This window comes from Fructobacillus sp. ESL1096, assembly GCF_058511985.1.
The window spans coordinates 707106-719665 of sequence record NZ_CP196400.1 but is presented as its reverse complement, the minus strand read 5'-3'; the positions used below and the strand labels follow the sequence as shown (position 1 = coordinate 719665).

At 43.5% G+C, this 12560-nt stretch carries 12 protein-coding genes and 2 tRNA genes; all 14 read right to left on the bottom strand.

Translation table 11 applies throughout. From position 1 onward, the window contains the following. Window position 1 precedes the first annotated feature (1 nt). The 14 genes from atpH to ACSYSR_RS03345 all read right to left on the bottom strand — a co-directional run bounded on the left by atpH (window position 2) and on the right by ACSYSR_RS03345 (window position 12152). Window positions 2–544 carry an ATP synthase F1 subunit delta gene (gene atpH, locus ACSYSR_RS03410; protein WP_252773343.1) on the bottom strand — a complete coding sequence of 181 codons (543 nt, stop codon included), beginning with the start codon at window positions 542–544 and terminating at the stop codon, window positions 2–4. A gap of 9 nt (window positions 545–553) precedes the next feature. Continuing rightward, entirely contained in the window at window positions 554–1060 is a 507-nt protein-coding gene (gene atpF, locus ACSYSR_RS03405) for a F0F1 ATP synthase subunit B (RefSeq protein ID WP_489816531.1), read from the bottom strand. Window positions 1061–1084: 24 nt separating this feature from the next. Then, on the bottom strand, window positions 1085–1312 hold the full coding sequence (gene atpE / locus ACSYSR_RS03400) for an ATP synthase F0 subunit C (RefSeq protein WP_047975171.1): 228 nt from the start codon (window positions 1310–1312) through the stop codon (window positions 1085–1087). A gap of 102 nt (window positions 1313–1414) precedes the next feature. Further along, window positions 1415–2137, bottom strand: coding sequence for a F0F1 ATP synthase subunit A (gene atpB, locus ACSYSR_RS03395; protein WP_252773341.1), 723 nt, complete (start codon window positions 2135–2137; stop codon window positions 1415–1417). A gap of 204 nt (window positions 2138–2341) precedes the next feature. Beyond that, window positions 2342–3625 carry a solute carrier family 23 protein gene (locus ACSYSR_RS03390; protein ID WP_252773340.1) on the bottom strand — a complete coding sequence of 428 codons (1284 nt, stop codon included), beginning with the start codon at window positions 3623–3625 and terminating at the stop codon, window positions 2342–2344. A 76-nt stretch (window positions 3626–3701) separates the two neighbouring features. Beyond that, entirely contained in the window at window positions 3702–4415 is a 714-nt protein-coding gene (gene gpmA / locus ACSYSR_RS03385; RefSeq protein WP_252773339.1) for a 2,3-diphosphoglycerate-dependent phosphoglycerate mutase, read from the bottom strand. Between the two features lie 128 nt (window positions 4416–4543). Beyond that, window positions 4544–4744, bottom strand: a complete 201-nt coding sequence (locus ACSYSR_RS03380) for a cold-shock protein (RefSeq protein ID WP_059378954.1) — start codon at window positions 4742–4744, stop codon at window positions 4544–4546. A 206-nt stretch (window positions 4745–4950) separates the two neighbouring features. Beyond that, on the bottom strand, window positions 4951–5622 hold the full coding sequence (locus ACSYSR_RS03375; RefSeq protein ID WP_489816134.1) for a DUF4811 domain-containing protein: 672 nt from the start codon (window positions 5620–5622) through the stop codon (window positions 4951–4953). A gap of 1 nt (window position 5623) precedes the next feature. Further along, window positions 5624–7132: an MDR family MFS transporter gene (locus ACSYSR_RS03370; RefSeq protein WP_489816135.1), complete on the bottom strand. Its 1509-nt coding sequence runs from the start codon at window positions 7130–7132 to the stop codon at window positions 5624–5626. A gap of 145 nt (window positions 7133–7277) precedes the next feature. Beyond that, complete coding sequence (locus ACSYSR_RS03365) at window positions 7278–7982, bottom strand: nucleoside/nucleotide kinase family protein (RefSeq protein ID WP_252773336.1); 705 nt, start codon at window positions 7980–7982, stop codon at window positions 7278–7280. Beyond that, window positions 7979–10354, bottom strand: coding sequence for an RNA polymerase recycling motor HelD (gene helD, locus ACSYSR_RS03360; protein ID WP_489816136.1), 2376 nt, complete (start codon window positions 10352–10354; stop codon window positions 7979–7981). Before helD ends, ACSYSR_RS03365 begins: the two co-directional genes overlap by 4 nt. 202 nt (window positions 10355–10556) lie before the next feature. Beyond that, window positions 10557–11774: a phosphoglycerate kinase gene (locus tag ACSYSR_RS03355; protein WP_252773334.1), complete on the bottom strand. Its 1218-nt coding sequence runs from the start codon at window positions 11772–11774 to the stop codon at window positions 10557–10559. 194 nt (window positions 11775–11968) lie between these two features. Continuing rightward, a tRNA-Gln gene (locus tag ACSYSR_RS03350) sits at window positions 11969–12040 on the bottom strand. A 29-nt stretch (window positions 12041–12069) separates the two neighbouring features. Beyond that, window positions 12070–12152: transfer RNA gene (locus ACSYSR_RS03345), tRNA-Tyr, on the bottom strand. Window positions 12153–12560: the final 408 nt, after the last annotated feature.

The window sequence follows — 12560 nt, the reverse complement described above, 5'->3', positions numbered from 1 at the left end:
ACTAACCTAGTAACTCTGCCCTCATTTTGGCAATCTTTGTCTGCAACGAACCGTCAATTAACAACGACTTCGATTGCATGACCACGCCCCCAATAATGTCTTGATTGACTTTATAGGTTGCTTGGATTTTCTTTGCGCCACTTTGCTTCTTAAAAGCATTTGACAACCGTTCTTTTTGGTCTTCATCAGCTTCTACCGCTGTGGTAATTGTCACGGCTTGAATACCCTGACTTTGCTGGTAAAGGTCAAAAAAACGATCAACTACTGCAGGCAAATATGCGAAATGGTGGTGGGCCAAAAGAATTTTAACCAAGTTCACCACTGCATTATCTGCGCCTTGCGTCAGCGCATCAACTAACCCACCTTGGTCAGCATCAGAAATTGTCTGTGCTGTTAGCAAAGCAGTTAATTTTGGTTCAGCGACAACCACTGAACGAATGGCTAGCAAGTCTGCACTAATGCTTTCTAAAGCATTGTGTTCGTCTGCATAAGCCAAGATTGCTTGGGCGTATTGGTTAACAATTTTTTCTTTTTGCTTGGCCATACGCCCCCCTTACTGCTGGTCTAAGTCTGCCAAATAGGCATCAATCAAAGACCGCTGATCATCAGCAGATAAATTCTTTTGAATCAATTTAGATGCAATCGTTACAGACAAGTCTGCAACATCCTTCTTGGCAGAAGCCAACGCCTCAGTCTTCAACTGATCAGCATCATTTTCAGCTGCTTTACGTAAGCTTAAGGCCTGGTCATTAGCAGTCTTCAAGAGAGCTTCTGATTGGTCCTTAGCTGATTTTTTAGCAGCGCTAATCACTTGACTGGCTTGGTCTTTTCCTTCAGCCAATTCCTGTTCGCGTTGTGCAGCCAACTTGGCTGCATCTTCATTTGCCTTTTGGGCACTATCCAAATCGGTGTTAATTTTATCTGCACGTGCATCCAATGCCTTTGTTAAAGGACCGTAAGCAACGTGCTTCAAGATGACCATCAGAGTAAGGAAAGCGACGATAATGAAGACCATGTCACCTAAAGGCATGGCCTTTGTCATTGATAGTGTTGGAACCATCATTTTTTCCTCCCTCTGGGACTATTACTTGTTAATAAGTGTGAAGGCCATACCCAAAACGATAATTGGTGTGGCTTCAGCCAAGGCCAATCCCAAGAAGGCACGTGACAAAAGCTTGTTAGCCAATTCAGGTTGGCGAGACATTCCAGCTAAGAACTGTGAGTACATCACACCGACCCCGATACCACCACCGATGGCAGATCCCGCAAAGGCAATCCCGGCTGCGATTACGCCTAAGTTGTGTAAATCCATTGTAATTCTCCTTTAATGCTAAAACGCTCCGCGTTTTTTTCTTTCGGTTTGGATGATAACGCTCCCGCGTGTGGCCTAACGCTGTGCCAGACCAAGTCAATCCTATTCATTGCCAGATAACTGAGCCGTAAAGACGGCGGTCAACATGACAAAGACATAGGCTTGAATTCCACCAATTAATAGTGAGAATCCCTGCCATGCAATTTCCAATGGGAAAGCTAGGATAATCCAGAACCCATTTAAGTGAGTTCCCCAAGCCATGCTTGCGAGCAAATTTAACATCAATTCGCCGGCAAAGATATTTCCAAAGAGCCGCAAAGCAAGAGTCAAGAAGTTGGTAAACTGCTCAACCACATTCAAAGGAAACATCGCAACGTAGGGTTTGAAGAACATGTTCTTCAGATAGCCACCCAAACCAAGTGTTTTCACACCTGTTCCATGGGCAAGCATCAACGACATAATCGCCAATGTAAAGGCAAATAATGGGTCAGCTGTTGGCGACTTAACATAAGTAACGCCATTACCCATCTTAACTTGCAACAGCAAGCCCATCTCGTTTGCAACAATCAAAAACAAGAAAAGGGTGAAGGAATAGAGACCGAATTGTCGGGCCAAATTGGCCGGTAACTGGTCGCCTAAGATTCCACGAACAAAATCTAAGACATACTCAATTGCATTCTGCCCTCGGCTTGGACGAATACCCACTTTTCGAGTCATCAAAACCGCTACCAAAACCACGATTGACATTGCCAAAAGCGTTGAAATAATCGTCGTCCAGTTAAAGGTTAGACCCAACAAGGTAAAGGTTGATGTTGGTTCATCCATCGATTTTCTCCTTTCTAAAGAACTTATTTTGATGCAAGGCGTTGGGCGCACTCCTCAAAATATATCCCCAATAATACTCGTCAAAGTTCTCAAATACAAGCAACTTTGTTGGAATATCACAACATTTTTTATTTTGTTTTAATCGTAACCTAATTAAACAACAAAATCAGAAAAGTGTTGATAAAACTCCGTTAAATCAGGACTTTAGCGATCTGATTTTGCCACCTTAGGTAGAATTAAATTCAGAATGATTCCGAGAACCGTCGCTAATGCGACACCCGAGAAGTCCACTTGTGAACCAAGAGCCAAATGGAAGTTTCCAATTCCAACAACCATCACTGGGCCCGCAATCATTAAATTACGCTTTTGCCCATAATCGACTTTATTGTCGACAATTACTTGCAAACCAGCTGCAGCAATGACACCATACAGCATAAAGCCAACACCGCCAGTAACAGCACCAGGGACTGTACCAATCAAAGCCGATAGCTTGCCAATAAAGGCAAAGCCAGCAGCTAAGACAGCAGCTCCACCAATCACCCAGACAGAATATACTCGCGAAAGCTGCATCACGCCAATGTTTTCACCGTAAGAAGTGACGGCAGGCCCACCAACCAAACCAGCAAAAACAGAAGCAGCACCATCACCAGCTAACGTCTTATGTAGACCAGGATTTTCAAAGAAGTCCTGACCGGTAATTTTCGAAAGAACCAATAAGTGGCCTAAATGCTCCGATAAGGTAACCAAAACTAAGGGGGCCATGGTCAAAACGGCCATTGGATAAAAGTGCCAGGAAAGACCATTATGACCAGAAAAAAGAAAATCAAACTTTGGTAACGCAAACCAATGGGCGCTGGCCACGGAGCTCAAGTCCACTAACCCGAGTGCCAAGGCCAACAAGTAACCAAAGATAATACCAATTAGCACTGGAATTAATCCCAAAAAACCGCCAAGATACATATTGGCAAAAATTGTTACTAATAAGGTTGCACCAGCAACTAAAAAGACCTTGATGTCGTAGTGACCGTTTAGTTCCGTCGCCGATTGGGCTGCTGTAGCAGCTAATGAAAGGCCAATCACCAAAATAACGGGTCCGACCACTTCTGGTGGGAAAATCTTGTCAATCCAAGCAGAACCGATTCGCCAAACAATCAATGAAATAATCAAGTAAACAATTCCAACCGAAACAACGCCCTGACCGACAGCAGGATAACCAATGGTCTTCATCATCGAAGCCATCGGGATGATAAAGGCAAAAGAAGAACCCATATAAGCAGGAACCTTCCCTTTAGTCGTTAGTAGGTGAATTAATGTTCCAACACCTGATGAAAAAAGGGCCACACCAGGATTTAACCCCACCAAAAGCGGTACTAAAATCGTGGCCCCAAACATTGAAAACAAGTGTTGTAATGACAACCCAATTAATTGAAAAAATGGAGGCCGTTCATGTAAGTCATAAATCGGCTGTCTTTGCTGTTTTTCTTCCATATTTTTTCCTTTATCTAAAAATCCTAATAAAAAACCCACCGGAGAATCATCTTCCCAGACAGGCTTTTTGTTGACTTTATGCGCCCAACGTCTTCTTTGACTTGATTGACAAATCATCTGCCAAATCATAAACGATTGGTTGACCGTTAGCAATTTCAAGGTTCAAGATGTCATCATCTGAAATCTTCTCCAAGTGCTTAGCCAAGGCACGCAATGAGTTACCGTGAGCTGCGATCACAACGTTCTTACCTTCTTCCAAATCCTTCTTGATCTTGGCTTCGTAGAATGGCAGTACTCGTTCCAAAGTAACCTTCAAATTCTCACCTAATGGCAATTCTCCGAAAGGCACATCAGCATAACGGGCGTCAAAGGCAGGATAAGTCTTACCCTGAACTTCAACTGTTTCTTCATAGTTTTCAAGCAATGGAGGCAAAACATCATAAGAACGACGCCAGATGTGCACTTGATCGTCGCCCCACTTTTCAGCGGCTTCCGCCTTATTTTGTCCTTGCAAAGCACCATAGTGACGTTCGTTCAACCGCCATGACTTTTCTTCAGGGACGTACAATTGACCAGCTTCTTCCAATGCGTAGTGCAAAGTAGTGATAGCACGTGTCAAAACAGAAGTATAGGCTTGGTCAAAGACCAACCCCTCTTCCTTCAAGAGAACCCCAGCTTGCTTAGCTTGGTCAATTCCCTTGTCAGACAACTTGGTGTCAATCCAACCATTAAAAAGGTTTAATGCGTTCCATTCACTTTGTCCGTGACGGATCAAAACTAATTTTGCCATTTCCATGCTCCTTTGATTATTACAATAAGATTCCTTGCTATTATACAACATTTGGTCTTTGAATTGAATTTATTCCAAAGAAAAAACCCGGGAAAAATTCCCGAGCTTTTTCGGTAAAGACTAAGTAATTAGTCCTTTACGATGTTAACAGCTTGCAAACCGCGGTCTGAGTTTTCAACATCGAAAGTTACGGCTTGGCCGTCTTCCAAAGTCTTGAAACCGTCACCTTGGATTGCTGAGAAGTGTGCAAACACATCTTCACCTGATTCGCGTGTGATAAAGCCGTAGCCCTTTTCGCTGTTAAACCACTTTACAGTGCCTTTTTCCATGATTGTTTCTCCTTGGGTCATCCCAAAATTATAGTTGTAATTAAGAATTGTTGGTATGACGCCTTCCGAAAAAAACAAATCAAAATCAAAACCTAAATTACACTGTTACTGTAACATAGAAATCAAGACTAAGCAATATTTTTCACTTAAGTTAGCTGGAATCATACTAGTTTAATTAAAAAGTACAACTTCCTTTTAACTATTTTTTAATGATTATTCGCTAAAAGATTTTGATAATAGGAAACGGCAGTTTGCGCTGCCCCATCGGGATCGGTTTGTGATTGTGACTTAACCTGCTGGAACCATTGAATAAAGTCAGCTTGGTTAGCCATTCCCGCAACGATACTCTTCAAGCGTTCGCCATCTTGTGATGAGAGAGCCAGCCATGTTGGTGGAACTTGGTAAGTTACCTGACGCGACTTTAAGTCATGGTTGTTACCCGAAATGGCAAACATAAACTTGTAGAAACCGTTTCGGTAAACATAGTTCTTAGAAGTTGTCACCTTAAAGGCCTGATTTCCTTGAACATTTTGAATGGCCGTCTTGGTCTTCAAATCAGGCTTGGCCACTGTTGGTGTTGTACTCGTCGAAGTATCTCGGTAAATAAAGACCTTTTCCTTACCGGATGTGCCAACTTGTTGGTAGGACAAGACACCATAGATGTTTTGCCCCTGAACGGAATAAATTTGCTGTTTAGTCGTTGTTGTTTGCACCTTCATACCAAAATGATCATGCATATTGGCAATGATTAACACAACTGAAGCAAGCACGACTAGGAAAGAAACAGCAACAGCAATAACCCGCTTTCTCATATCCTGTACCATCATTAATGATACAAAAGCTAAGACAACAAAAATAAATAGAATAAAGACAATCATCTTAGTTCTCCTTTCCTGCTGCAGGCTTTGGCTCAACCTTACCCTTATGCATCAAAAATGATAGCGCAAAGGCTAGCAAAGCAAAGCAGGCGGCCAAGAGGAAGGATGCATGGAACCCATCCAAGCTTGCCTGTAAGGCCTTTGAGCCATAGGCAATCGGATCGGCCGTCTTCAGGGAATCGCTTGGCAGGTTATTGTTAATTTGTGACTGCATCACGGAAGCAAGAATCGCCGTCCCCAACGAGGCCGCAATTTGACGGGCCGTGTTATTAACGGCAGTTCCCTGCGCTGTTTGATTCAAGTGCAAAGCACCCATAGCAGATGACGTCAATGGCATCATCGTAATCCCGACACCCATCATCCGAACCATGTACAAGGCCGTAATATAAATCGTTGGCGTTGTTTCAGTCAAGAATTGGAAGGGAATTGTCCCTAGCAAAATCATGGCAAAACCAAAGGCCGCCAAGCGCTTGGCCCCATAAAGGTCATAGAAATAACCGGCAATTGGTGACATTACCCCAATCATCAAAGCACCAGGTAAGAGTGTCAATCCTGAATTTAGGGCTGACAAACCACGAACCTGTTGCATATAGATTGGCAAAACCATCTCAACTCCAATCATAGCGATAAAAGTCAAGGCAACTAAGGCTGACGTCAAGGCAAACTGCTTATTCTTAAAGACAGAAACATCCAGAAACGGCTTTTCCATGTGAAGTTGGTGGCGCACAAACTCAGCAATCACCAAGACGCCAACAATCATTGGTGCCAAAACCCAAGTAAAGTTTGTCCATGAATAGTTTGATACCATGGCAGATCCAAAAAGAACTAAACCAAAACCAACCGTTGATTCAATCAACGAACGGATATCCAAACTAACCTTCCGCGTTTCCAAGACATTACGGAAGTAAATGGTTGACAAAACTAAGACAATCACAGCAAGTGGTAAGACCATACCGAAAATTGACCGCCAATCACCACCAACAGTCATTCCCAAAACGTCATGCTTTGAATCCAAAATCCAACCAGTCAACGTGGGGCCGATAGCTGGGGCCATTCCGATAACCAAACCGACCATCCCCAATGCTCTACCGCGCGATTTGGCATCAAAAAGCGTCAAAGCCACAACCTGCATCAGTGGCATCACAATTCCAGCAGCAACCGCCTGCAAAGCACGAGCGACCATTAACAACCAAAAGGCAGAAGTTGGGGTCACGTAAGCCACTGCGGTACCAATCGTATACACCACCAAAGCGGATAGATACAGGTATTTCGTTGGAATTCTTGTTGTCAAAAAGGCGGAAACGGGTACCATGATTCCGTTCACCATCAAAAAGATCGTTGTCAGCCACTGGACCGTCGCCGTATCGACATTAAAGGCAGTCATCAGGGTTGGCAAGGCCGTTCCCAATGATGTCTGCATGATAATGATAATAAAAGATCCAATCATCAACAGGGCCATCATGGCCATGCGATTAATCGGTTTTCCATTCATGTCAGTATTTTCTGCCATGTTTTTCCTCCATTTGTTGTACAAATAAAACTTGTTAGCTATGGGTACTCTAACCCATAATTTGTTATTTTTCTAATATTCTAAACCCAAGCAACAATCTTACCAATGGAAATGGTCTCTGTCAAATTTCCGAACATTCGGCCTTCTAGTTTTCTGACCGTGGGCCCTCCGTTAACGAAACTGGATGATGGTAACGGTCAAGCTTTAAAATCAAATCAGCCTCTGCCCGTGTTTTTTGAATATAGCAATCATAATTAACCTGATTTGTCTGTTCCCACACGGATAAAGCAAGGTCGTAAAAGTCCTTAATCGCCATGTCCTGATACTGGTAACGCCAAGACTGCGGTTGATGACTTGCCTTCACCGTTGCCAAGAAGTTACGTTCCAAGTACCAGTCCTTAATATCGTTCATATCTGCTTCAACAAAAACCTTTTGATCAAAGTTTTCTGCCGGTAATTGAAGAGCAACGACACCCTCAATAATTAAGACATCCGGTCGACTAATCTTTTGCTTTTCACCAGGGACAATATCAGCCCAGGTTTGCGAATAACGGTTGATAACCTGATTATTCATGCCGGCCTTAAAGTTTTGAATCAACTGGACTATGTCTTGCAGATAATAACTTTGTGGAAAGCCCTTTTGATCGAAAATTCCTTCATCCCTGAGGACTTGGTTGGTCTTCAAAAAGTCATCTGTGGAAACGACGGTGGCCACAAGTCCTTTTTTTTGCAGGCCTTGGGCCAATTCCGCTGCCAGAGTCGATTTACCGACGGCAACGGATCCGGTCATGCCGACCGTTAAAAAAGACCCTTGATGGGCCTCATAAATTTTTTCAACTAAATTTGTCATGCTTGTTCCTCCACTGTGGCGTAAAGGTCCTTTGGTACTGCAGCAATCAATGGCGACACCTGGCCCTGACCAATCATTGTCAAGCGGTGCATTGCTCGAGAAGCAACCGTGTAAAGCAAGCGTTGCTGTTCATCTTTTTTGTAGTGAGTGGCATCCGCCTGCCAAATGATAACCGCATCAAATTCCAATCCCTTGGCTAGGTATGACGGAATAATCACGGCGCCTGGCGCTAAGCGCTGATTTTCGGAATGAATCAACGTTACCGGCATATCAGATAGCTGCTGGGCTAGCTCTCTTGCTGCATCCAGTGTCTGAGTGATAATGGCCGTTTTTTCACCATCAGCCGCATTTTCAGCCAATTGTTCCTTGACCAGATTAACCGCCTGATTAGCCGTTTTCGCCATCTTCAAGACGGGCAATTCCCCCTCTCGATTAAAGGCCTCAATCGCTTTTCCATTGGCCAACAATTCTTTGGAGAAATTGGTGATTTGTTCCGTTGACCGGTAAGTCTGGGTTAAGTCGATTAATTCAACCTTTTCTGGGTCAAAGAGTGAAGCAAAGTCTTCCTCAAGGCTATTCGCCCAGTCTTGTGTGAAAATAGCCTGGTTTAAGTCACCCAAAACGGTAAATTTAGCATTTGGGAAGGAGAATTTCAAGAAGGCCAACTGGAATGGCGTATAATCCTGAATTTCATCGATAAAGAGGTAGCGAATATCGCGTTGACCATGTTTACCGGTAATTAAGTCATACAAATACAGGTAAATTGTTGTGTTTGCCAACGTTAATTCGTGTTTCTTTAAGTTCGCCACAACTTCGTTCAGATATGACTGCCACTCCTCCTCAGTTACGCCAAAATCAGCTAAAGACAAGAAGTTTGGCAAAGCCCGCAAGAAGTCAACAAACTGCGTGTTGATGTTGATAAAGCCAGAACGACGAATTTTTTTTGCCAACGGACGCAAAGCCTGTGTCGTAATCTTCTTTGCTAGGAAATTTCTTTCCTGCTTATCTGATTTAAATTCTCGTTCCTGGGGACCAGCACCAAGTTGATGACGACGGGTCATGGCTGCTGCATCCCCCTCCTGGTCATCCCCCAAACGAGTGGCACCAGCACCAACTAATTCGTCATATTCTTCCTTTGAAAGGTTTTCAATAGCTAATTCAACCCAATCCTGCTTCATCTGGTGGCTCACTTGAGCCCGCAGTGACCGTAGCAAAGAGTCCTGAGTGGCTTCCAAACGCTGTGACAACTTGTAATTGCTATTATATTGATAGTAAATTTCTAGGATTTTTTCCTTCGAAATCAGTGGCTCGCCACGGAAATTCAAGTTACGAGCAGCCAAGCCTTGCTCATTAAGCGATTCGGCATAGGCCTTTGTCGCGGCAAACATCTGCAAAGATCCGAGCATCCGCTCAATCTTTTCATGTTCCACTGATTTTTCAAACCGTTCTGCCAAGGTCTGAACAGAGAACCGTGGCAACCGCCGCGATGCGTATTGGAAAAAGGTCAGCTGAACCAGGTTCTGTTCCCCTAACTCGGGCAGGACTTGGTCAACATAGTCGTTAAACAGCTGGTTGGGTGAAAACATCACGACTTGACCAGAATTTAATTTACCACGATAACGGTAAAGCAAGTAGGCCACTCGTTGCATAATCGCGGCTGTCTTTCCTGACCCGGCTGCTCCCTGGACAAAGAGCAAATCAGCATCCGTATTCCGGATAATCTTGTTTTGCTCCTTTTGAATTGTCGTGACGATAGACTTCATTTTAGTAGAAGACTCACCAGACAGGGCGTTGAGAAGCATGGCATCCCCAATGGCCTCCTCAGTGTCAAAGAGGGTCACAATGACGCCATCCTCAATTTCAAACTGACGCTTCAAGGAAACTTCAGCCTTTTGTGGCCCAACTGGTGTTAAGTACTCGACCGAGCCCAAACCGCCATCATAATAAATGGAAGCAACCGGGGTCCGCCAATCATAAATGTAGAAGTGACCATCGTCATCGGAATAAGAAGCTAAACCGATATAAATTGACTCGGGTTTTTGATTTTCTTCACTTGGATCGGTAAAGTCGATGCGAGCAAAATATGGCTTAACGATTTGCTTCGACAAGGTCTGATAGCGGACTTCAGCCCGTGACTGGGCTGCTTCACGCTCTGCAATGGCTTGTTGCTGTTGCCGCACGGACATCGCCGTTTCAACAATGCCAGAATAGGTACTGGTTTTAACCCGGACATCGTCCCAGCCGCTGGCGACGTCTGCCAGTGACCCTTTGGATTTTTTAATTTCCTCCTGGGTACTTTCCAGGGAATCTGTAATTTTTCCCAGGGTTTGGTCTAAATAGGCTTGTTCATTGACTAATTGCTCTTTTGACACGGTGCACCTCTCGAAAATAAGTTGTTGTCATTATACGCTAATTTCTTCTATTTATAAAGAGCATAAATAACAAACAAATTCAAACTTTTTGTTCGCTTTCTCTCCCACGATTAGCTTCTATTTTAACAGACTTATTTAAGAAGGATTTGGTTTTTATGTATTAAAAAACCAAGCAATCTTTTGCTTGGTTTCAAATCGTTTTTTACTTATCAGTCAATGATTGGATACCTGGCAAGGTCTTACCTTCCAAGTATTCCAAAGATGCACCACCACCAGTTGAGATGTGTGACAATTGGTCAGCAACACCCAAAGCTTGAACAGCGGCAGTTGAATCACCACCACCAACAATGGTTGTGCCCCCATTCTTGGTTACATCAACCAAGGCGTTGCCAATGGCCAAAGTCCCCTTGGCAAAGTTTTCCATTTCAAAGACACCCATTGGGCCGTTCCAAACGACCGTCTTAGCATCTGACAAAACCTGTTTGAACAAGTCAATTGACTTAGGACCAATGTCCAAGCCCATGTAACCGTCAGGGATACCAGCGTCTGAATCAACAGTCACTGTCTTAGCATCATTGGCGAAGTTGTCAGCAGCAACGGCATCGATTGGCAAAACCAACTTGTCCCCTGCTTCTTCCATCAATTCCTTAGCCAAGTCAACCTTGTCGGCTTCAAACAATGACTTTCCAATCTTGTTGCCCTTGGCAGCATCGAAAGTATAAGCCATTCCACCACCAATGATTACTTTGTCGGCCTTCTTCAACAATGATTGAACAACTTCAATCTTGTCAGAAACCTTGGCACCACCAATGATGGCAACGAATGGGCGCTTTGGTGTATCAACAGCGTCACCCAAGAACTTGATTTCCTTTTCCATCAAGAAGCCGGCTGCAGCTTGGTCAACGTTTGAAGCAATACCAACGTTTGAAGCGTGGGCACGGTGAGCAGTTCCAAAGGCATCGTTGATGAACATGTCATCACCAAGTGAAGCCCAGTACTTACCCAATTCAGGGTCGTTCTTTGATTCAAGCTTAACTTGTTCACCGTTATGAACATCTTCATAACGAGTGTTTTGGACCATCAATACTTGACCGTCCTTCAAATCAGCAATAGCTTGTTCCAATTGAGCACCACGTGTTTCAGGAACAAAAATAACTTCTTGTCCAAGCAATTCGCCCAAGCGCTTTGCTACTGGTTCAAGTGACAAACCTGGCTTGTCTTCTTCTGACTTGATTCGACCCAAGTGTGAGAACAAGATTGCACGACCGTTTTCGGCGATAACGTGCTTGATTGTTGGTAATGCGGCTACGATTCGGTTATCGTTACCAATCACACCATCTTTGATAGGGACATTAAAGTCCACACGCATCAAAACCTTCTTGCCACTCACGGCCAAGTCAGTTACTGCTAATTTTGCCATAATTGCCTCCAAATATTCTTTGTTTAAACAAGACCAATTATAAAGCAAAAAGTTGTAAAAGTCTTGGGGTCTCATAGAATTTTCTTGTGAAAAGGTTGAAAAGATAACGATTCTAAATCAACCCCACATCAAAATCACTTTTTTAAATCAAAAAACGACAAAAAAACCGGTTCATCACTGAACCGGCATCTTAGTTGCCCCTGCTGGGATCGAACCAGCGCATGGAGGTACCAAAAACCTCTGCCTTACCACTTGGCCAAGGGGCAATGCTTCTATTTTGCCTGAAGCGCGGCAATGGGAGCGGTAGGATTCGAACCTACGAACCCGAAGGAACGGAGTTACAGTCCGTCGCGTTTAGCCAGACTTCGCTACACTCCCGTTTGCTAAACAACTATTCTATAATAACAAGAATTATTACGAGTGGCAAGTCTTTTTTCTGATTTTTTGATTATTTTAGGTGATTATTCCAAAAATCTCGTCAATTGGCAAGACCTATACTAATTTGAATTAATCGCAATTGATTTTGCTTGCACATCCACACCAAAGCTGGTCAAGAATTTAACAAATCCAATTGACATCACCATAAAAAAGATTTTCAAACGATGTTAACCTTAATTCAGAATGATTTAAAATTAAATAATAAAACAGCAATCAACTAAAAGTGCTATTCCATCGATTTTGGATGCCACCAACCAATTGCCATCAGTCATGACAGCCCAAAATAGCATTGACAGTATGATAGCCCTCATTGTCATCACAGTCATCACACTTTTTGCACCAGAGGCA